The 22443-nt window shown below is 60.1% G+C and carries 15 protein-coding genes; 6 read left to right on the top strand and 9 right to left on the bottom strand.

All coding sequences use genetic code 11. The features are described from left to right. The first annotated feature begins 114 nt into the window (after window positions 1-114). Genes DW49_RS0111580 through DW49_RS0111565 form a run of 4 tightly spaced genes read left to right on the top strand, consistent with a single transcriptional unit; the run spans window position 115 to window position 3476 of the window. Window positions 115-447 carry an SMR family transporter gene (locus DW49_RS0111580; RefSeq protein ID WP_005620915.1) on the top strand — a complete coding sequence of 111 codons (333 nt, stop codon included), beginning with the start codon at window positions 115-117 and terminating at the stop codon, window positions 445-447. A 48-nt stretch (window positions 448-495) separates the two neighbouring features. After that, complete coding sequence (locus DW49_RS0111575) at window positions 496-1671, top strand: NAD(P)/FAD-dependent oxidoreductase (protein ID WP_005620917.1); 1176 nt, start codon at window positions 496-498, stop codon at window positions 1669-1671. After that, window positions 1668-2483 carry an aldo/keto reductase gene (locus DW49_RS0111570; protein ID WP_005620918.1) on the top strand — a complete coding sequence of 272 codons (816 nt, stop codon included), beginning with the start codon at window positions 1668-1670 and terminating at the stop codon, window positions 2481-2483. The genes DW49_RS0111575 and DW49_RS0111570 overlap by 4 nt, the downstream gene beginning before the upstream one ends. 36 nt (window positions 2484-2519) lie before the next feature. After that, window positions 2520-3476: a hypothetical protein gene (locus tag DW49_RS0111565; protein ID WP_005620919.1), complete on the top strand. Its 957-nt coding sequence runs from the start codon at window positions 2520-2522 to the stop codon at window positions 3474-3476. Between the two features lie 53 nt (window positions 3477-3529). Here DW49_RS0111565 and hldE read toward each other — a convergent pair whose 3' ends face one another. Beyond that, on the bottom strand, window positions 3530-4954 hold the full coding sequence (gene hldE, locus DW49_RS0111560; RefSeq protein ID WP_024420558.1) for a bifunctional D-glycero-beta-D-manno-heptose-7-phosphate kinase/D-glycero-beta-D-manno-heptose 1-phosphate adenylyltransferase HldE: 1425 nt from the start codon (window positions 4952-4954) through the stop codon (window positions 3530-3532). 125 nt (window positions 4955-5079) lie between these two features. Next, complete coding sequence (gene msbA / locus DW49_RS0111555; RefSeq protein WP_024420559.1) at window positions 5080-6882, bottom strand: lipid A export permease/ATP-binding protein MsbA; 1803 nt, start codon at window positions 6880-6882, stop codon at window positions 5080-5082. A 320-nt stretch (window positions 6883-7202) separates the two neighbouring features. Between msbA and DW49_RS0111550 the strand changes: the two genes are divergently transcribed. Continuing rightward, the gene (locus DW49_RS0111550; RefSeq protein WP_005620923.1) at window positions 7203-7841 is read left to right on the top strand and encodes a BUD32 family EKC/KEOPS complex subunit; all 639 of its coding nucleotides are present in this window, start codon (window positions 7203-7205) and stop codon (window positions 7839-7841) included. Between the two features lie 41 nt (window positions 7842-7882). Here the strand turns inward: DW49_RS0111550 and DW49_RS0111545 are convergent, their stop codons facing one another. The 7 genes from DW49_RS0111545 to DW49_RS0111515 are packed head-to-tail and all read right to left on the bottom strand — an operon-like array spanning window position 7883 to window position 16013. After that, entirely contained in the window at window positions 7883-9058 is a 1176-nt protein-coding gene (locus DW49_RS0111545; RefSeq protein ID WP_005620925.1) for a hypothetical protein, read from the bottom strand. Next, window positions 9048-9821, bottom strand: a complete 774-nt coding sequence (locus DW49_RS0111540) for a glycosyltransferase family 2 protein (protein ID WP_005620927.1) — start codon at window positions 9819-9821, stop codon at window positions 9048-9050. Before DW49_RS0111540 ends, DW49_RS0111545 begins: the two co-directional genes overlap by 11 nt. Window positions 9822-9852: 31 nt before the next feature. Further along, window positions 9853-10809, bottom strand: a complete 957-nt coding sequence (locus tag DW49_RS0111535; protein ID WP_005620929.1) for a glycosyltransferase family protein — start codon at window positions 10807-10809, stop codon at window positions 9853-9855. Window positions 10810-10839: 30 nt separating this feature from the next. Continuing rightward, window positions 10840-12249 (bottom strand): PIG-L deacetylase family protein, encoded by a 1410-nt coding sequence (locus DW49_RS0111530; RefSeq protein WP_024420560.1) that lies wholly within the window; start codon window positions 12247-12249, stop codon window positions 10840-10842. After that, entirely contained in the window at window positions 12246-13142 is an 897-nt protein-coding gene (locus DW49_RS0111525) for an antimicrobial resistance protein Mig-14 (protein ID WP_005620934.1), read from the bottom strand. Before DW49_RS0111525 ends, DW49_RS0111530 begins: the two co-directional genes overlap by 4 nt. Next, window positions 13142-14272 carry a glycosyltransferase gene (locus DW49_RS0111520; protein WP_005620936.1) on the bottom strand — a complete coding sequence of 377 codons (1131 nt, stop codon included), beginning with the start codon at window positions 14270-14272 and terminating at the stop codon, window positions 13142-13144. The genes DW49_RS0111525 and DW49_RS0111520 overlap by 1 nt, the downstream gene beginning before the upstream one ends. After that, the gene (locus DW49_RS0111515; RefSeq protein WP_005620939.1) at window positions 14256-16013 is read right to left on the bottom strand and encodes a carbamoyltransferase family protein; all 1758 of its coding nucleotides are present in this window, start codon (window positions 16011-16013) and stop codon (window positions 14256-14258) included. Before DW49_RS0111515 ends, DW49_RS0111520 begins: the two co-directional genes overlap by 17 nt. 300 nt (window positions 16014-16313) lie before the next feature. On the opposite strand from DW49_RS0111515, the gene DW49_RS0111510 reads away from it, so the two are divergent. Beyond that, on the top strand, window positions 16314-22430 hold the full coding sequence (locus tag DW49_RS0111510; protein ID WP_024421241.1) for a membrane-targeted effector domain-containing toxin: 6117 nt from the start codon (window positions 16314-16316) through the stop codon (window positions 22428-22430). Window positions 22431-22443 lie beyond the last annotated feature (13 nt).

The following is a 22443-nucleotide window of genomic DNA, read 5'->3' as shown; positions in this document are numbered from 1 at the left end:
AAACTCAAGAGAAACTATGAAAGCGTCATAGCAATGGCCTGCGCTTTTCTGTGGCTACCAATGTGAAACGGGAACAGACCCTAGAATGCGCAGCCTGACGAAAAGGAATGCACCATGAACGCTTATTATCTGTTGGCCATCGCCGTTTGCGCGGAAGTGATCGCCACCACGTCCATGAAGGCCGTCAAGGGATTCAGCACGCCCCTGCCTCTGATATTGCTGATCACCGGCTACGCGATTGCATTCTGGATGCTGATTCTGGTGATGCGTACCATCCCGGTCGGTATCACGTACGCCATCTGGTCAGGCATGGGCATCGTCATGGTCAGCATCGCGGCGTACTTTATCTACGGCCAGAAACTCGACCTGCCCGCGCTACTGGGCATGGGGATGATTGTCGCCGGGGTCGCGGTCATTCAGCTGTTCTCGAAAACCGCCGGGCATTGAAAACCTGATCCCTTATAATGCTCGTACTTTTTGCTCACTGAGGTGCTCATGCCATCGGTTATTTCCACTGACGTGCTGATTGTCGGGGCTGGCGTCGCCGGTCTCTGGCTCAATGCCCGGTTGCGTCGTCAAGGGTTCTCGACAGTGCTGGTAGAAAGCGCCAGCCTGGGTGGCGGGCAAAGCCTCAAGTCGCAGGGGATTATTCACGGCGGCGCCAAGTACGCACTGCACGGCGCGCTGTCCGGTGCTTCCGAAGCCATCGCCGACATGCCGCGCCGCTGGCGTGAAGCGCTCGACGGCAAGGGCGAGCTGGACCTCGCGGCCGTGCGCCTGCTGTCCGAGGCCCATTACCTATGGTCGCCTGGCACTATCGCCGGCAACCTGACCAGCTTTTTCGCCAGCAAGGCAGTACGTGGCCGCGTGGATCAGGTCAAAGGCGAGCAACTGCCGCCTGCGCTGCAAAACCCGAAATTCAAAGGCAAGGTCTATCGACTGGCTGAACTGGTGGTCGATGTACCGAGCCTGATCAAACGCCTCGCAGAGCTGGCTGAAGACAGCTTGCTGGCCGGGCAAAAGATCGAACCGCTGTACGAGGCGGATGAACTGATCGGCCTGCGCGTCGACGGTCGCGATATTCATGCCCAGCGCATCGTGCTCAGTGCCGGCGGCGGCAATGCCGACCTGCTGAACGCGCTGGGCGTATCGCAGCCACAGATGCAGCGCCGCCCGCTGCACATGGTGCTGGTCAAGGGGCCGACGCTCAAGCCGCTGTTCGCCCATTGCCTGGGCGGCGGGCCCAAGCCGCGCATTACAGTGACGACCCACCCTGCAGCCGATGGCCAGTGCGTGTGGTATCTGGGCGGTGATCTGGCCGAGGCCGACGGCGTTGCGCGTGAACCGGATGCGCAGATAGCCGTTGCCCGCAAGGAACTCGAAGCCTTGCTGCCGTGGGTCGATCTGAGTCAGGCGCAGTGGGCGACCCTGCGCGTGGACCGCGCCGAACCGGCTCAATCGGGTCTGGTGCGCCCGGACAACGCCTTTCTCGACAGCCAGCGTCGCCTGATGGTGGGCTGGCCGACCAAACTGGCGCTGGCACCGGACTTCGCCGACCGGGTGCTGTCGCACCTGTCCAAAGACGGCATCCATCCGACACCGCAAGCCCCATTGGTGGATGTGCCACGGCCACCGTTGGCCATACCTGTCTGGGATGAACTGCTGCCATGAGCCTGAAAACCCTGCATGACCTGCATCGCCCGTTCGGCAGCACCGGCCTGAGCGTCTCGCCGCTGGGCTTGGGCACCGTCAAGCTCGGCCGCGACGTAGGTGTCAAATACCCCAGCGGTTTCAAGATTCCGGACGATCAGCAGGCACAGATGCTGCTGCGTATGGCCCGAGATATGGGCATCAACCTGATCGACACCGCGCCGGCTTACGGCACCAGCGAAGAACGCCTCGGCCCGTTGCTGCGCGGCCAGCGCCAGGACTGGGTGATTGTCAGCAAGGTGGGCGAAGAGTTCGACAACGGTCAGTCGAGCCACGACTTCAGCGCGGCGCACACGCGCAAGTCGGTGGAGCGCAGCCTGAAACGTCTTGAAACTGACTTTCTCGATCTGGTGCTGGTGCATTCGGACGGCAACGATCTGGCCATTCTCAACGACACCGAGGTCTACCAGACCCTCGCCGAACTCAAGCGCGAAGGCAAGATTCGCGGCTTCGGCTTCTCCGGTAAAACTGTCGAGGGTGGCCTGCTGGCCCTGCGCGACGGGGACTGCGCGATGGTCACCTACAACCTCGACGGACGAGGTGAAAAGCCCGTCGTGGACTACGCCGCCGCACACGGTAAAGGGATTCTGGTCAAGAAAGCGCTGGCCAGTGGTCATGCCTGCCTGACGCCGGGGATGGACCCGGTGCAGGCCAGCTTCCAGCTTCTGTTTGAACATCCCGGGGTTGCCAGTGCTATTGTCGGCACCATTAACCCGTTGCACTTGGCCCACAACGTCGCCACTGCCGCTGCCGTGATCTGCCGTCAAGCCTGATTGAGGCGGCCGACCCCAACGCAAGAAGGAGCCGTAATGCCGCGAACACTGATCCGGAAGAATCCCAGCAACTTCAAGACCCTGTCGCTGTTCGTCGAAGCCACCCCGGAAAGCCTGAGTTACCAGAGCGTCGGCATGCCGATGAACTTCTCCCAGACCCTGCAGCGGCGGCGCAAGATCGACGTACCGGACACCGAGCGCTTTGCTACCGAGCTTGCCAATCTGGGCGTGTCGGTGCGACTGACCGTCAGTTGGCAGAATCGCGATTACTGGGTGCTGGTTCGCCAGCGCCGTCAGGACCGTGGCGATGTCGTGCTCAAGCTGATTTCGGGTTACGTTCCGGCGCACGAGTTAACGTTGCCGCTGCACACGGCGATTCAGGAAGTGGCCGAAGAGTGCCTGATCGAAACGCCTCAGGGTTGGTTGAGCGGGCTGTTCAAGGAAACCTGGCTGCCTGCGCCCTACGCCGCCGCGCTGCATTATCGTGAAGCCATGCCTTTTCGTCTGAGCCCGCTGTCCGGCGCTGCGCGGCCAGTGCGCAGCGGCAACCTGACACTGATCGAGCGGCCTCGTGCTTACGTGCATTTGCCGACGGCTTCGTTGCAGCTGATTTACGACATGCGCCTGGAAATCCCCAAGGAGGCGCGGCCGATCAGTTTGTTTCACGTTGATGAGGCACTGGAAAACGATCAACTGGTCGCCCGCCTCAACCGCAGCAAGCCCGACCTGTACCTGATGCCGCTGGAAAACGGATCGCCACTGCCCGAGCTCTACACACTCAAGCGCGACAAGCTGACCCCGGCCGGGACGCGCGGGCTGTACCTGGCAGAAAGTTTTGCCGCGCAGGATGGTTGGGTGGTACGTGAAGAGCGGATTCGCTGGAAGGACTGGCTGCACCAGCAGGGCATGACCCCACCGGCGAAAAAAACCGGACTCAAACGCCTGACCGGCAAGGCCCGGGAGCTGCTGCACGCCATTAGTGGCAAGCTGTAAGCCTCAAGCTTCAAGCGTTTGATCTGCTTCTGCCTCAAGCTTGTAGCTAACCCCTACCCCTGCCCTCGAATCTTCTCGACAATGGCCGTGGTCGAGCTGTTTTCCACCAGCCCCAACACTCGCACTTCGCCGCCATAGGCCTGGACGATGTCGGCACCGACCACCTGATCGACTCCGTAATCACCGCCTTTGACCAGTACGTCGGGTTTGACGTGGGTCAGGAGGTTTTCCGGGGTGCCTTCAGGGAAGCTGATCACCCAGTCCACCGCGCCCAGCCCGGCCAGTACAGCCATGCGCCGGTCTACGCTGTTGATCGGGCGACCCGGGCCTTTGAGACGGCTGACAGAGGCGTCGTCGTTGACCGCAACAATCAGACGATCACCTTGCGCGCGCGCCTGCTCCAGATAGGTCACATGGCCTGCATGAAGGATATCGAAGCAACCGTTGGTGAAAACGATCTTTTCCTTGTGCGCCCGCGCATCATCGACCGCCAGCAGCAATTGCTCCAGGCCCAGCACGCCGCGCTCGGAGCCTTCTTCGCGCTGGATGGCGCGGCGCAGTTCCGGTGCGCTGATGGCCGCTGTGCCGAGTTTGCCGACGACAATGCCTGCCGCAAGATTGGCCAGCGCCACCGCATGCGGCAGTTCCTCGCCCGCCGCAATGGCCGCCGCCAGGGTGGAAATGACCGTATCGCCAGCGCCGGTAACGTCGAACACTTCACGGGCGCGAGCTGGCAGGTGCAGGGCCTGCTGGTCGGGACGCAGCAGGGTCATGCCGTGCTCGCCACGGGTCACCAGCAAGGCGCCCAAATCAAGTTCCTGCATCAACTGTGCACCTTTGGTGACCAGTTGTGCCTCGTCTTCACAATGCCCGACGATGGCTTCGAATTCGCTGAGGTTCGGCGTGATCAGGCTGGCACCGCGATAAATCGCGAAGTCCTTGCCCTTGGGATCAGCCAGCACCGGAATGCCACGCTTACGGGCTGCCTGAATCAATGCCTGATGGTTTTTCAACGCACCTTTGCCGTAATCGGACAGGACCAGCACCTTGATGCCGTCCAGCAGGCTGTAAACCTCTGCGCTCAGGGCCAGCGGATCCGTGTTGAACGGTTCTTCAAAATCGATACGCAGCAATTGCTGATGGCGACTCATGACACGCAGTTTGACGATGGTCGGCTGATCGGCAATACGCTGAAAGCGCGCCACCACACCCGCAGCTTTCAGGCTGTTGGTCAGGCTTTCTGCAGCCTCGTCGTCGCCGGTCACACCAACCAGCGACGCCGGAGCGCCCAGGGCTGCGATGTTCAACGCGACGTTGGCGGCACCGCCCGGACGGTCTTCGATCTGATCGACCTTGACCACAGGCACCGGCGCTTCGGGGGAAATACGCGAGGTACCACCATGCCAGTATCTGTCGAGCATGACATCGCCAACCACCAGGACAGGGGCCTGATCAAAGCGCGGCATGGATAGCTTCATGGAACAACCCGTACGTGAAAAATGGACAGGGGCGGAATCTTAGCACAGGGGTTTGCAACCGGCAGGCTGCTGAATCACACCGCTGAAAGGCAGGCGGGCTGCGTCAGCCCCCCCTGATAATGAGGTCAAACCGCGCCGGCAGGCGCTGGCTCGTCCAGGCCCATGGCGTGCAGGCGGGCGTAGTAACCGTTCTGCGCCAGCAACTCTGCATGAGTACCGCGCTCGACGATCTTCCCGGCATCCATGACCAGAATCATGTCGGCCTTTTCGATGGTCGAAAAGCGGTGGGCGATGACCAGAGTGGTACGGCCCTTCATGACGTGATCCAGTGCGGCCTGGATATGCCGCTCGGACTCGGTGTCCAGCGCCGACGTGGCTTCGTCGAGAATCAGCAGCGGCGCGTTCTTGAGCAGTGCGCGGGCAATGGCCAGGCGCTGGCGTTGGCCACCTGACAGCAGCACGCCGTTTTCGCCGACCTGAGTGTCGAACCCTTGCGGCAACTGGTCGATGAACTCCTTGGCGTAAGCGTCGGCGGCGGCCGCTTCGATGTCGGCACGCGGCGCACCGGCCAGATCGCCATAGGCAATGTTGTTGGCAATGGAGTCATTGAACAGCGTGACGTTCTGATTGACCTGGGCGATGTGCCTGCGCAGATTGCGCAAACGGTAGTCGTTGATTTCGACGCCATCGAGCAGGATGTTGCCCATCTCGTGTCCGTAAAAACGCGGTATCAGGTTGGCCAGGGTCGATTTGCCGCTGCCGGAACGTCCCACCAGCGCGATCATCTGCCCGGGTGCTGCCGAGAAACTGATGTCGTTCAACACCTGACGCTCGGTCTGCGGGTAGAAGAAGCTGAGGTTCTTGACCTCCAGATGGCCGCTGACGCGATCACGCTCAATGGTGCCGGTATCGACCTCTTCTTCAACATCCAGTTGCTCGAAGATGCTTTCGGCACCGGCGACGCCTTTCTGGATGGTCGAGCTGACTTCCGACAGCTGGCGAATCGGCTTGGGCAATAGCCCGGCGGCAGTGATGTACGCCACCAGATCGCCCGCCGTCGCGTCGCCGCGCAGGAACAGCACCAGAAACATCAGCACGGCCATGGCGCTGTAGATGACCAGTTGCAGCATCGGCGTATAGATTGCGCCGGTCTTGGTCATGCGCAGTTGCTTGCGGGTGTTGCTGCCACTGGCTTCGGCGAAACGGTTCTGCTCGTAAGCCTCGCCACCAAAGCTGCGCACCACGCGATAGCCCTGAATGGTTTCCGACGCAACGTGGGTGACATCGCCCATCGCCACTTGAATTTTTTTGCTCTGCTTGCGAAATTTCTTGCTCGCGCTGCTCACCATCACGGCAATCAGCGGCAGGATGGCGAGCATGACCAGGGTCAGTTTCCAGTTCATCATCAGCAGATAGATGAACAGGAACACCACCGTCAGGCCCTCGCGAATCACCACTTTGATGGCATCGGTGGCAGCGCCGGTCACCATGGTGACGTTGAAGGTGATGCGCGAGATCAGATGGCCGGAATTGGTCGTGTCGAAGTAACGATTGGGCAATACCAGTAGCTTGTTGAACAGCTCGACGCGCAGGTCGTGCACCAGACCCAGGGAAACCTTGGCCAGGAAGTAGTTGCCCAGGAACGAACCGAGCCCCTGCCATGCGGCGATCAGCACGATCAGCAGCGGTACAGCCTGCAACAGTTGCAGTTCGCGCAGGTAAGGCACGTTGGGGAACAGCACCGCTTCTGGGTTGCTCAGGCCATCGACAAAGTATTTGAGGATGCCGGCGAGCATCGGCTGGGTCGAGGCAAAGATCACGAAGCCAAGGATGCTGAGCAGGAAAATGCCCACATACGGACGCACATAAGACAACAGGCGGAAATAGATTTTCACGCTGGAAGTTGCGGACGATTCGGAAGTTGTCATGAGAGTCCGTCGTATTAAAAAGAGGCCGAATTGTATCACAGCGGTTTTCGCGGCTGCCTGCTGCGGTAACATAGGCAGCCCGTCCATTCCCTGGGGTTTGTGATCGCTGCCTGAAGCCTGCAAATCCGGCTTCTGCCCGAAGGGCGTGGGAGTGAGCCGGGCGACGCTTCGCTCGCGAAGACGTTGTTTCAAGCAGCACATTCTATTGAATGCACTGGCCCCTTCGCGAACAAGTTCGCTCCCACGGCCCTTGGCCAGAATCAACAGCAGGCTTGTGTATGACGACCAGTGGCCCCTGGGGCGTAAAAACCGGAGTATCGATGCAAGCGCTTGACCACGCCCATTACCTTGACCTGGTTCAAGGTGCCGAAGTGCTTGAAGCCGACGGCACGGGCGACAAAGTACTACGTCTGCGTGACGGTTCAATGTTGAAATTGTTTCGACGCAAACGTCTTGTCAGCTCGGCAGCCTGGTATCCGTATGCCCAACGCTTTGCAGACAACTGTGTAACGCTGGCCCAGCGCGCCATCCCGTGCCCGCGTGTGCTCACCGTCTGCCGCATCGCCGAGATCGAGCGCGACGCCGTACATTATGACCCGCTGGCCGGCTACACCCTGCGTCAGTTGCTGGGCAGCGCGCTCAGCGATGACAGTTTGCGTACGCAATTGGGGCGCTTCATCGCCGACCTGCACGAAAAAGGCATCTATTTCCGTTCGGCGCACTTGGGTAATGTGATTCTCACCCCGGAAGGCAACCTCGGCCTGATCGACATCGCTGACATGAAAACCTACCGCCGCGCGCTGCGCAAAAGCCTGCGCTTGCGCAACTTCAAGCACATGCTGCGTTATCAGGAAGACCGTCAGTGGCTGCTGGATAACGGCAACCCGGCGTTTCTGGAGGGCTACATGAGCGCTCAGAGCCTTTGCGACAGCACTGAACTGACTCTGGCAATGAACTGAAAAAATGGCCGCTTGTTACAGGCGGCCATTCTTGTCAGCTATCAAACCTCTGCTGGTCGCCTCAGCCGATGCGTCTGCACTAAACGCCCCAGCACCATGGTCGCCGGCAACAGCACCAGCACCCAGAGTTCATCCGGGTTACCCACCAACTGACCGCCGTCGAAGTTGAGCATCACCAGCGCGCAGGCCAGGTAAAGGCCCCACGCATCAACGTTGCGCAAGGCGTTCCACAGCGTCATGGCCATTACCACCAGAAACATCACCAGCGAAGCTGCGCCGGTGTACAGCCCCAACGAGACGAAAATGTTGTGCGGGTGCTGGATCGGTACGCCGCCAGTCAGGGTCTGGGTGGTGTAAAAATCGACGCCGCAGCCCAGAATCCAGCCGCAGCGGTGCCACTCGCCGGTCATGATTTCAAACAGCTCGATGCGGTAGGAGTCGCCCCTGACCATCAGCAGGGCAACCCACTGCTCATCCTTCACAATCCAGAAGCCTGCCGCCGCCAACGCGCCCAGTACCAGCAAGCCCACAACGGTGCGCAGCGGGAAGCGATAAAGCGAATACGCCGTGCAGGCAAGGAACAGAAAGGCCATGCCCACCAGTGCGGTGCGGGTCTGTACGACGAAGGCGGTGATCAGCAGCGTGAACAACACCGCACACGCAGCCTCGATCCAGCGCCGCTCCTTTGCCCACAGCGGCAATGCCAGCGCAAGGCTGCAGACCAGCCAGCCGCTGGCATAAATCACGTTTTCCATACGGCCGGGCAGAATCGCCACACGCTGACCGAACACAAACTGCCCGGTCACCCAGCTATGAATGCTGCTGAGCAGGATGTACAGACCGATGACCCAGAACATCCCCCGCACAAACAGCCCGCGCCGGAAGAACCCGTTGTCCGTCAGCCCTGACACGGCAAAGACAAACAGGCTGACGTAGATAATGTGCTTGTAATACTGAAACTCCTGCGCCTGCAGCGCCGGGACCAGAAAGCACGCCATGAACACCACCCAGGCAATGCCCAGCGGTTTGGCAAACACGCCAGCGCCGCGGTACTTGATCAGAAAGAACAAGCCCGGCAAAGCGGTGAGCGCATAAAACAGATTGTTGGTGATCTTGGCTGACGAGTTGAGGATAAAACTCAACAGAAAGACGACAAGCACTACGGTGAAATACGTCTGTATTTTGCTGCCGGGGAGTGTGATTCGGTCAACTGACATTATTGAGCAACCAGCCTGCTACAAAGGCAACGAGCACAGCGACGATCAGCTTGAGGCGATCGCGACGCTTGCGGCGCTGCTTATCCAGCCGCTCCTGCGGCACCACCACATGCTCACCGAAACCGGTATGCAACACGGCATCATTTTCCAGAATCAGAGCGTAACGGTTTTGCGCGACGAATAATTGTGAAAGTTTTTTCTCCCCGCCATGCCCTGCATAAGGCGCATGCTGCTGGTAATCCGCCAGACGACGCAGCCCCGGATTGAACGAAAAACCCTGCCACTCCGGCTTGTGCGAACCGAGCTTGTAAAACGCAATACCTTCAACCACCTCACGTTCGTTGAGATAGACATAGGGGCTGTGCACACACAGATCATGATTGTAGCTGCGCAACCAGACCTGCAACGCCTGAGGGTCGTGCTCGAGCAGGGTCATCGATTCTTCGATGAAGTGCGGACGGTAGAAGTCCCAGTCATCTTCGCAATGGAAAACCCAGGACGTCTCGATCAGTGAATACGCCGCATCGACAGAACGCATCTGCCCCAGTTTGGGGTTGTTGATGATGAAACGCGTGTGCGCGCGCCAGTGCTCGGGAATGCAGGTCTCGACATGAGCATCGCCCGAGTCTTCGGTAATCAGCACGTGGCGTATGGGCGCAGTGTTGAAACGGTCAAACGTTTCCAGGGTGCGCTTCAACAAGTCGAATCGACCACAACTGGTGACCACCAGCGTGATGTCGCTGTTTTCGCTGAATACCATCATTCATTCCCAATCATTGAATATTCATAAGCCATTACCAGCCCCAGCGTGAGCGCAGGCGGTCGACCCAACTGATCGCGGGCATGCTGCGCAATGGCGCTTGCATGGCATCCACGATGGCTTTCCCAAGTGCGTGGAATGTAAAGCGTTCCTCGACCAAAGTCTGCCCATTACGGGATATTTCAGCGGCCAGCACGGTGTTCTCGCGCAACTGCGCCAGCTTTTCGCGAAGCTGTGGAATGTCGCGGTAAAGCACAATGTTGTGCATGTCCACAAAGCCCAGCGCGCGATTTTCTTCGGCGCCCTGATCAAAGGCCAGCAGCACGCAACCGCAAGCCATGGCCTCGAAATTCTTGATCATGTATTCGCCCATGCCGACATCGGCGCTGACGAAAAAGCGGATGCGGTTGAGGGTGTCGCAATACTCTTCCCCGGATTTGGTGCGCGTAACAAGCAGGTTCTCGACCTGGCCCAGTTCATCAAGCAACGCCTTGCGGCCGCTGTAGGCCACACTGTTGGTGCTGCCCACAAAGGCCAGTTCGATATCGCGCTCGCGGGTTTGCAACTGCAACAGGCTCTGGTCATAGCCTTTGGGCACGAACACCGCATCAAAGCCTTCTTCGCGCAGGCGTTCGCTGACCATGAAGCCCGAACAGATCACCCGCGCCCAGGGCAGCTTGCGATAGTGCGCGCTGAACTTGCCGGTGTACTTGCAGGGGATGTAGTTCTGGTAGGCATCGTGTTCAAGGATGACCAGATTGGGAATCGTGCGGATGAACCCGACCTGACGGACTTCCTGCTTGAAGCGCAGAAAAAACACGATCCGGTCATAACGTTCGACATCCACTTCACGGCGGAAATAGCCACGCAGGTTGCGCTGCTCATCGGAGCTTAGCCAACGCACCTCGCACTCACAATACGCGGCGATGCCTTCATAGAGACGGTCCAGAATGGCCCGCTGCTCTTTCTGGACCAGAAGTAGAACTTTCATGGTTTTCCTTGCAGTACTGCGCCTGCTGAATCAGATATCACGGCTGCACCAGAACAACTCGTGCCGTCGCACCGCCTTGCGGAAGAATTCGTTTTCACCCTCGGCCGGCCAGCGGCGACCGGCCAGCATGCGCTGCAAGGTGCGGCGCACTCGGCGCTTGAATGGCATGGGCGGCTGCAGGTCATGCATCATGCCCAGCGCCATCGCCTTGTCTCTTTGGGTCGCCACCGACAATTGCAGGCTGTAGGGCACCAGCGGCAACTGCGCATCGAACACCGGTGGCAAGCTGATGCCCGTGTAGGCGTCGCCCATCGGCCAGCGGTCATTGTCGTGCAGGTGGTTGGCGTAACCGAGTATTACGTCTGGCTGCCACTCAAGCCCGGCCAGCGCTTCACGCACCGCCGCCTGGGCGCAAATGTGGTCAGGATGCGGGTCGATGGCCGGGTGCGGCATGACAATGACCTGCGGCCGGGCTTTGAGAATCAACGTGCGCAGGTCGGCCAGCAGGTTGTTCCAGGTCGGCTGACCGTCATCGCCGGGCAGTGCCAGGGTATTGAACTGACGAAACAACCGGGTATCGCTCAGATCCGCCTCGCACGAGCCGACCGGCGTGTCCGGCGCAGCCTGCATGGCGGGCAGTTGCAGGCAGAAATAGCCCAATTGCACGCACTGCGACTCCGGCACACCGCCCCAGCGCGCGACGGCAATGCTGTCCCAGGCGCGCAAGCGGCCCTTCATGCGCGCAGCCTCGGCGCGCTGCATGCCCATCTGTTGATAATGTTCGGCTTCGATTTCACCGGCGGTCAGCGTGACAATCCATGCATCCTTCGCCTGGCTGTACAGCCCGAATGCGGCCAGTTCGGCATCGTCGGCATGCGGGGCGATGACCATCACGCGCTGCTGGCGCGCATCCGCCTGACGAAACAGCCAGAGGCGCGGCGTAGCCGACAGACGACAGAAACGCCCGCGCAATTGCAACACACCGGCGGCCAGCGGCTCGCCGAGCCCGGTCAGGTTCAGGTAACGCACGCCAGAAACGCCACGCTCGAAAGCCTGCCGGTCATGCAGGTCCAGCCCGTGAAACTCGACGACCGGGTCGAGAAAACGCCCCAGCCACGTGCTTTTGATGGTCAGCGCCAGGACCAGCGTCTCGTCGCCGGCCAGTTGCAGCGGTGTATCCAGCAACAGTTTGTCACCGTCGAGACGCACGCCTGGCACTTCGCTGTCGGCGGGAAAGGTGTACTGATAGTCGTCGGCGGGCGAATAGAACAGGTGATCGGCAAACCATGCCTCGTGAGCGACCCATGCGCCAATCGCCACAATCGGCGCCAGCCACCAGGCCACCCACACGCCAAGCGCAATCAACACAAACAGACCACCCAGCAACGCCAGGCGCTTGTTACGGCGATGGCGCTTAAGCAACTGTTGCTTGCGGCTCAAAGCTGGAACACCGGAACGGGGTTGCACCAACGGTCCTTGTACTCGCGGTCGGCACGACCGAAGGAAAACCGCAGTGCCTTGCCCAACGCCCTGGCGTCCTCCCATGCGGACTGGGTGTTGACGAAGCTCAGCACGCTGCCTGGGCTGAAATCACGAGTTTCGGGATCGACGCCACCGTTGACGTACTCGATGCTGATCCATTGCGGCGCTTCAACGCGGTACACCAGTTGAATGGCAATGGGCGCGTCGTTGAGAAACACCACCGAGCCGATCAACAGGTCGCGCAGCAACTCGATGACCTCGGCTTTGTGCCGGGCACCGGTGGCTTCAAAGCCCCAGCGGCGCTGAAACAGGTCGCAATACATGCTCGCCAGTTCGGCACTGCTGAACTCGCTGACCGGCCGCACCGTACCGCCCGCCTCTTCCAGCAAGCGAAGTTCGCGGCGCTGGTTGTAACGAAACTTCTTCGACAGCTCTTCAGGCGTGCGCGCCATTGCCAGTGATTCGGTCTGCGACTTGAGCGTGCTGATCCGGCCTTCGTTGAGCGCCGACACGTAACGAGCCCGATGACGAACCGGCACTTGCACCTCTTCGGCCACCGGCAAAATCAGCTCGGCATTACCCAGGTCGAAGAGACCTTTCTTGCCGTGGCGCTTGAGTTCGTCCTTGGACAGCGCCAGCGAGCGACCCCAGGTGGCGATTGCGGCCTTCACTTCACCGCCCTGCTCCCAGGCCAGATAGCGCACCGGGATGCCGGAAAACTCCGATAAACGTGCAACCACCAGTGGGTGAGTGGCCACACTGCCACCCAAGCGCTGCCAGGCCAGTTCGTAAGCTGCCGCATCGATCGGCACCCAGCCACGCTCGCGCCAGCTTTTGAATCGATTGAGCATCAGGCCCCCGCTGTCAGGCTGGAGACTTGCGGCAAGCGCCAGAAGACATCGCGTACCGCATGATCGGAAAAACGCTCGCGCAGGCGCAGCAGCATGCGCTCGGCACAGTCCTGACGCTGCTCGCCGTCAAGCCCGGCCATGTGCACCAGCCCATGCGCCAGGCTGTGGGCATCGCCCAGCGGGAACAGCAGGCCGACATCTTCGACCACTTCCTTCGCGCCGCCGCACGAGGTCGCAAGCAGTGGCACACCGGCCACCATCGCTTCCAGCAGCACCATGCCGAACGGCTCGTGATCCGAGCTCAAGGCGAACACATCGAACGCCTTGAAGTAGCGGCGAGCGTCAGGCACCTGCCCGAGAAACAGCACCTGCGGGCCGATGCCCAGTTCCAGCGCGAGCGACTTGAGGGTTTCGTCCAGACGACCCTTGCCGAGAATCACCAACTGGCTGTTCTCGGGAAGGTTGGGCAACGCCTCGGAAAAACCGCGCAACAGCGTGGCCTGATCCTTGTCGGGATGCAGACGACCGACGTTGCCGACAATCCACGCCGACGGCGACAGGCCAAGCTCTGTGCGGGCATCTTCAGCAGAAAACTGGCTGCCCTGCAGCTGCTCGACATCGATGCGGTTGTACAAGGTCTGAATGCGCTCGGCCGGCCACTTGGGCAGACTGCTGCGCATGTCATCGCGCACCGCATCGGACACGCCGAGCAGGCTCAGGCGCTTGCGAAACAGCGTGGCGAACAGTTTGCGCGTACGGCGTTTGTAGTCGCCGAACGCATGGTGCACGCCGATCACCGGCAGGCGGGTCGCCAGCAGGGCGATGTACACCGGTTTGAAACGGTGGGCGATGCAGAAGCTGAAACTGCGTGTGGCGGCGATTTTGCGCAGGTCCCGGATAGCGCCCAGCTTCAGGCCACGAATGGCACTGGAGCTGTACTCCATGAACAGCACTTCGTCCGAACCGCAGTCGGCGACCACATCGGGGTCGGCGGCGCCGGTCAGAAATACCGTCGTCACTCGATAGCCCTTGCCGACAAACAGGCTGGCGTATTGCCGCGCGCAGTCCAGAAACGGCCCGTCATAGCCGTGGCAGAACTGCAGCACGTGACGATCAGCCGAGCGTGTCATAAGCCTCGACGCCCTCTTTGACCACAAGGATGTCTTCCATGATCAGGTACTCGAGGTCCGAGCCGAAGAACATGTTCAGGGCGTCGGTCGGCGAGCAAATCATTGGTTCGCCACGGCGGTTGAGCGAGGTGTTCAGCGAAACGCCGTTGCCGGTCAGTTCTTCCAGCGCCTTCATCATGTCGTAGTAGCGCGGGTTATATTCGCGCTTGAGCACCTGGGCACGGGAAGTGCCGTCTTCATGGACGACTTCCGGCACGCGGGTTTTCCACTCTTCAGCCACTTCAAAGGTGAAGGTCATGAACGGTGCCGGGTGATCGATCTTGATCATCTGCGGCGCAACGGTGTCGAGCATGGACGGGCAGAAAGGCCTCCAGCGCTCGCGAAACTTGATCTGGTGGTTGATGCGGTCGGCCACGCCGGCCACGCTCGGGCAACCGATGATCGAACGACCACCCAGCGCGCGCGGGCCGAACTCCATACGCCCCTGGAACCAGGCAACCGGGTTGCCCTTGACCATGATTTCAGCGATGCGCTGCGGCGTGTTGTCGATATGGCGCCAGACCGGCTTGCTCGGGTGACGGGCGCAGGCAGCGATCACATCTTCGTTGCTGTACGAAGGGCCGAGGTAGACGTGTTCCATCTTCTCGACCGGCACACCACGGGCGTGCGACACATAAGCAGCAGCGCCCACCGCCGTGCCGGCATCACCGGACGCAGGCTGGACGAACAGTTCCTTGACTTCCGGACGGGCGATGATGCGCTGATTGAGCTTGACGTTCAGCGCACAGCCTCCGGCGAAGGCGATCTTCCCGGTTTCCTTGAGGATGTCGCCCAGGTAGTGGTCCATCATCTGCAAGGCGAGTTTTTCGAACAGCGCCTGCATGCTGGCGGCGTAATGGATGTAAGGCTCGTCGGCCACATCGCCGACGCGCTTCGGGCCCAGCCATTCGATCAGCTTGGGCGAAAAGTAGAAGCCCTTGCCGTTCTCTTTATAGCGACGCAGGCCGATGACGTTGGCCAGTTCGGTGTTGATGATCAGCTCGCCATTTTCGAAGGTGGCCAGACGCGAAAAGTCGTACTTGCTGGCATCGCCGTAAGGTGCCATGCCCATGACCTTGAATTCGCCGTCGAGCATCTCGAAACCGAGGAATTCGGTGATCGCGCCGTACAGGCCGCCCAGCGAATCCGGATCGAAGAATTCCTTGATCTTGTGGATCTTGCCGTTTTCGCCGTAGCCAAAGAAGGTCGTGGCGTACTCGCCCTTGCCGTCGATGCCCATGATCGCGGTTTTTTCGGTGAAACCGGAGCAATGGTAGGCGCTGGAGGCGTGAGCCAAGTGGTGCTCGACGGGCTCGATCTTGATTTTTTTTGGGTCGAAGCCCAGTTGCTCGAGGCACCAGACGATCTTGTTGCGATAGCGCTTGTAACGGCGGTTGCCCATCAGCAGCGCATCAAGGGCGCGATCCGGGGCGTACCAGTAACGCTTGGCATAGTGCCAACGGGCCTTGCCGAACAGGCTGATCGGGGCGAACGGAATCGCGACCACATCGACGTCCGAAGGCTTGATGCCTGCCTGTTCCAGACAGAACTTCGCCGACTCGTAGGGCATGCGGTTCTTTGCGTGTTTATCACGAACGAAGCGCTCTTCTTCGGCCGCTGCTATCAGCTTGCCGTCGATGTAAAGCGCTGCGGAAGGATCATGGCTAAGGGCGCCGGACAGGCCAAGGATCGTCAATGCCACTAGGGTCTAGCCTCTTTAGTCTGCATGCAGGCGCGTCGCGCCCGAGAAAAGGTGTGCCCCCGCACAGCGGGCTGAGGGCAGCTAAAGGGCGGGATTATAACGTAATGGCCGAGGATTGGCTCGACGGGCTGAAATGTCGCTCGGAGTGCCCGCCAGACGGCGTAGGAAAGGTCTCTTTATCAACGCCAATAACTATCTACGACTTGCCGCCCGTTGCTTCTGATTAATTGAGGCCCATCGTCGCCGGCCTTCAGGTCGTCGCTCAAACCTCAGCGCCCCAAGCGCAATGGGAAACCTGTCATGAAACAAACACTGCCCCCTTTGACTATAACGCCTACACCGCTGACACCTGCCGATACCTGGCCTGCAGCATCGGCCGCCCTGAAAAGGCTCGATGAGCTGCGCACCCTGCTGGCCAGCGAGCTGCAAATGCAGCCCGGCCCCAGCGAAGCGTTGTTGACTGCCCTTGGCGAATCCGACGTTTCCGAACGGGAGCTGGAAATCTTCAGCCTGCTGCAACAGACCGATGATTACTGGACAGATCCTGGCGAAGCGGGTGAAAGCCGCCGTGACCGGCTTGTACCTGCCTTGCAGAGGGCGTTGCGCGATGAAGCCAGCGTCAGGATTCACGAGCGTGACCTGGAGAGCGGCTACCTGGCCTGCCTGCCGGACTCGCCCGAGCAGCCGCAAAGCCCGGCGCTCACCTACGCTTCACTGCACGTGCAATTGCATGATGACGAACAGATCGAAATGGCCGGTGTGCTGGCCATATCCCAGGAGAAGGAGCGCACGCTGCTGATGCTGCCAGGGCTCGGCATCATGGGCTTTGCCACCCAGGCCCTGATGCTCGCGACCCTCGCACAATGGCTCAACACGCCGAGGTTAAGGGATGCGCTGCTGAACAACCTGGAAAGGCAGCATCAGGACCGTCTGACCGAAATCAGCCAGGACACCGACCTGTACCTCGAGCCCTTCACGGCAGCGGACGTGCAGTTACAGCCCATTACAACGGCCCCCTTCGTTCATGCTTTTGACAGGCTGCTGAACAAACAGCGCAACGACATCCGCTACGCCTGCGAACAGCCAGACACAGCGGATCAGCAGAGTCGTCAGTTGCTGATCCAGGAAGCCATCCGCATGCCCGGCCTGTTCGGGCCCGCCGCCATGCTCGAGCTGCGCGAACTGACCAACAGGCAACGTCAGCATCATCGAAACCTGCCGGACTGGATGAAAATTGCCAGCGAGGCCGACTTGCAGACCTACGCCGGGCACCTCCAACACTACGATGAGGCACATGCTGCGATGCTCAGCGTACTGAGCAGCGCTGCGTCCCCGGAGCATTTTGCCGAAGCAAGTTTACGCACCCGCCTCGCCGATAACCTGGGCCATGATCTGGACCCGCGTGCGTTGACCATCGACACTCGTCGCACGCTGCCGTCGAGGAACGAGACCTACCGCGTGACAGGCTCGCTGGTCGAGCTGGCACTCTACGGCCTGCATCCGGGTGACGAGCTCGCAGGTTCGGACTTTCTCGACCACACCGTTATCACCCTTGATGGCAAACCGCTGGATGCCGCCTACTCAGCTTTGACCCCGGTCTACCTTGCCGAACTGATTGATGAACTCGACCTGCGCGCAGGGTTTGGCGAATTTCAACGCAAGGCCTGTCAGCAGGCGCACAACCGGAAAATGCTACGCGCACTGGCACAAACCCGGCTGACCGCGCAGGGTTGGGCGGCGAAGATGCAGGGGCATATCCAGCCCAGTGACTTCGCCATGGTCGCGGCACTGACCAGCCCCGCAGCAGGCGCACCTGGTCCTGCATTGCGTGTACAACAGATCAAACTCAACGACCGCAATGTGATGGCCAGATTGCTGGTGTTTCGCAAACAGGATGCCGAAGGACGGACGCAGCGGCTGATCATGGTCGCCACCGATGTACCTGGCCAAAAGTATTTCAGAGCCTTCGACACTGAAACCCAACTGCTGCAAGAAGTAGTCGGCTGGACTGCTTCGCCGTCAATGGTCAACTACCTGCTTGATCAGGTGGAAGTGGATGCCCGTGCGACACTGGCAGAGCAACTGACGGCACTGGCACTCAAACCTCAGCCTTCGAAGAACTTCATTCAGTTTATCGATCATGCGGACTGCGATTCGGCCTTGCACCACTTTACCGACGAACAGACCAGCGTGTTGCTTTCCGAACAGGCCAGACATACGCCGGACTGGTACCTGCGCGCCAGTCGCGCCCAGCGCCGCGAACTACTGGCTCTTGAGCAAGCCATTGGCGGAGCACTCGACAACTATCAGGCTCAGCCACACACCGAGGTTCAGCCCTTCAAGGATTACGTACACCAACGTGCCAGCCAGCAAATAGGCAAACTGCTGAACACACCCGTCGGCGCGGTAGACCCCGACCTGATCGTGATCACCACCGAGCGCGAAACACTGACCTACACCGACATGCTGCTCAATGGCTATGACGACAGCATTGACCCCTTGCGCACTTCCGCAGCAACCAATGCGACGTTCAGCGGCCCGAAAGGTATCGACCTGAGCGCACTGTCATCCGCTGTCGTCGCAGGTTCGGTGCGCGGTCAGTGGCTGGCGGACGAGTACATTGCCTTGATCAGAAACACGCTGCTGAACAGCGAAAGCGAAGGCTATGCCTACCGTCGCCAGTTCAGCGTGATGATCACTCAACTGCAGATGAACGCAGCGGCATTGCGCAGCGCCCTGAAAGGTCATATCGAAGCAGCGCACTATGTCTGGTTGAAACAATCTCTGGATAACGCCCACCTGAACGACGCGGCCTCCCGCGAGCGATACCCCCTCTACCCCCTGCAGGTGCATGTGGATAAACCACTTATCGCCTCGGGGCTGAACGGCGCCGATCAACTGCTCATCCCCAGCCCGCTACTCACCCACGTCGAAACCGTGCAGGGCTGCCTGGTGATCCTGCCGACACAGATTCGCCATGCCGCGCTGCTCTACACGCCGCAGGCGCCTGACGGTATCGAGTTTCGCCTGTTCAGCGCCTTTGTGCGCTCGCTCGATAGCGACGGCATGATCGATTACTACAAGGATCGCTGCCGGATCAAGGCGCGACGCACCTTGTCGTTCTTCCTTCGCGACATGCAGCAGGGCAAGGCCAACAAGCCTCCGGTCATTCCCAAGGCATTCATGTCAGACTTCGCAGACACCTGTTTCAACAGGCCGCTCGAACGCAGATTGCGTGACGTGGAAGAAACCACCACCGGGCGCAATGACATGTTGAACCAGTTGATCTGGGTCAGCGTCGAGATCATTGCTACCGCGCTGACGCTACCGTTCCCGCCGGCAAGCTTTGCTGTCGGCAGCCTGCTGTCGTTGCATGAAAGTGGGCGCGCAATCGAGGCCCTGACCGAAGGTGAACACGGACGCGCTACGGCGTACATGCTGTCCGCACTGTTCAATGGAATAGGGGCTGGCAGCGACCTGCTGGTCGGCCTGAAAGGCTTCGGCGGCGTATTGCATCAGCTTGAGCACAGCCATCAATCAACACCGGCCCTGCGCTCGTTCCAGCGCCAGTCCTCACTGCCGCGTTACGAGGATCTGTACCCGGTGGAACTGCAGGAGCAGGTATTCCTGATCAGCAAGCCCAACGCTCATGGTCACGCCGCGGTTTTCCATGCACCCCACGTCGCCTCTGCGCCCCCGCTGGCAACCGGTCAGTTCGCCCTGCGAGAGGCCGCTGGTGCCTGGCAGCCGCTCCTGCCGCCGCCCACCGCCGTACCGCGCGTCCCTTCAGGGTTGCGCACCGATCTGGCAGTCGACGTTTCGCTGGATAACGTGACGCGTATTACCGACGGCCACGCGAAAGGCGTGTACCCACTCAGCGGCAAACATTACATCAGGCTGTCAGACCACACCTTTCAGGTTCAATACGATGCGCACCTGCGCTGCTGGCAGATCATCGATCCGGCCAATCCATTCTCGTTCTTCGGCAAACAGCCGGTTCGCCTGGATGAACAGGGCCAGTGGCTGGTCGTCGATCGGCGCTTGCGCGGCGGCGGGCTGGACGGTCCGGGGGCCTACCGGCCACTGCATGAGGAGGCAGCCGGAAGCTCGCTCGACACGTTGATTGACTATGAGATGCCAAGCACCATGCGCGCGCATCTGGACATCGTCATCAGCAAGGAAGCCTTTGACCCGACTGGCGCAGGTCTGGAAGTCTATTTCGAGACCTATTTCACGGAAGTACGCCAGACCTTTACAACGTTTCGGGAAAAACTCTACCAGGATGCCCAGGCATTTTTTACCCGATTCTCTCCGCCGCCCAAGCCGACACTGCCCGCTTATGCCCTGCCCGGTAGCGTCGATACACTGATCGAGCACATCTTCACGCACAGCAACGGGCTGGTTTTCAGCGAGGCCCCCAAGTCGGTGGCCAGTAAGCGTCTGCTCCTGCTCAACATGCCCTTGCTGGCAGAGCAGCGTGTCGAGGTTCTGTACATCGAGCACCTGCTGACCGACAAGCACCTGCGCAAACTGGCCAGATATCGCCAACTGGGAAAAAAGAGTCGCTCTGGCTCTCATGAGCTTAAGGACTACCTGCATGAGGTCAATCGCGGTGCCTTGAACAACTCGAGCACCGAATACGACTACTACCACCTGATCAAGGAGGCCCACCGTCACGGGATCGAAGTGCGCCCGTTCAGTTCGTCGATCAGCTACCCGTTTCTCGACCATCCAGTGCTGACCGCCGTTGATGATCCGGCAGCGGCCAGCAAAATGAGCAACTTCTTCGGGCACAGGCTCATCAGCCACGACATCGTACCCGGCTCTTCAAAACGCTGGGTCGCCCTGCTCGACCAGAAACTTGCCACGGCGCATGATCAGGTGCCCGGCATCGCCGAGATGCAAGGGGTAGTCAGCGTGCACGTTCAGGGTATCCCGGCAGGACGCCCGACCCGCGTAAGCGAAGGTACCGGCGCGCCGCTTCAAAACACAACGACGCATTGCGACTTCACCATCGCGTTTGCCGACCCGGCATTACCCGCAACCCTGCTGCCCCCCGCCACGCCGGTGGATAACATGTTGCTGAGGGCGCTAGGGGGTAGATCCACCCTCGACGACGGCGAGCGCTGGGCAGGCCAGTACGGGTTTGTCCGTAATGAAAACGATGCCTGGCTGCGTGTGGACCCCGATGACTGGAGTGCGGACAGCCCGGCCACGGCTATCCAGCAATCGCTCGCGGACGCGACCTACGACATGCCGCTGGATACCCGAAACACGCTCCATACGCTGGCGAACTTTGAAAAAAAGGGCTTCGATATGGAGTATTTTTTTGAAGATGACACATTCGAAACGGTTCGCAGTGCATTTGCCCTGCGCCGCAAGAAGCTGCAACAGGATGCGGCTATGATCAGCGCCACACAACTGCCGCCACGCCCGACCCTGCCTGCGGTCAATCCTCGGGCAAATACGGCGGAGCTGCTTGAAACGCTATACCGCTACACCGATGGCATCGTTATCGGCGAGTCGCACTTTTCGGTCGCCAGCAAAAAAATGATCATCGACAACCTGCCGTTGCTGTCGCAGCAAAACGTGCGCACGCTGTACATGGAACACCTGCTGACCGACCTGCATCAGGCGGATCTGGATCGTTTTTTTGAAACCGGCCAGATGAGCAAAACCCTGCTTCACGACCTGAAAGTTCTAGACCGGGGTCATCACACCGACCCGGACAAGGTCTATACCTTCGAGCAACTGGTCATCAAAGCGCGGCAGCACGGCGTGGAAGTCCGGGCCATCGACTGCGCAGCCAGCTACCACCTTAATGGCCTTGACAACGATGGTTCAATCGCCCGCCAGCAAATGATGAACTACTTTGCATCGCGCACCCTGCGCAGGCATCAGGACGTCATGGGCTCACACAAGTGGATCGCACTGGTTGGCAACAGCCATTCCAATGGCTACCAGGGCGTGGTGCCGGGTATCGCCGAGCTGGAAGGCGGAATTGGTCTGCGGGTTGTCGATGTGGCACCGGGGCAGTCGAAGGGTGTGATGCACGACCCGGGAGAACTTTTATCAGGAAGCATCTCGACGACCGACGTACACATCAAAGGCGATTATCGAGTTGAGATAGAAATACCGCGCGCGAAGGATGCCATTCGGCCGCCCCAGCCTGCTACCCTCGAACAGCGACTGGACAGACCAGGAATGTTTCTGGTGGAGCAAACCGAGGGCAGCCTGCAGACCATTGTCCACCGTGCTCGCGACACCTTGATTCACCGCACGCCCATATTGGTCAATGCCGAAGGCAAGCTGTACCTGGAGCGCGTGCGCTGGCCGCACATCCACCTCCAACCTTTTGAGAACATAGACGCGCTGGTAGCGGCGCTGGAGGAGATGAACCTGACGCGGGTGGGCTGACGCGCAGACTCAG

Origin of the sequence: Pseudomonas avellanae BPIC 631 (assembly GCF_000444135.1) — a bacterium.
Lineage (GTDB): Bacteria > Pseudomonadota > Gammaproteobacteria > Pseudomonadales > Pseudomonadaceae > Aquipseudomonas > Aquipseudomonas avellanae.
Note: the sequence above shows the minus strand (reverse complement) of the source record. Positions and strands in the feature narration are given on the sequence as shown.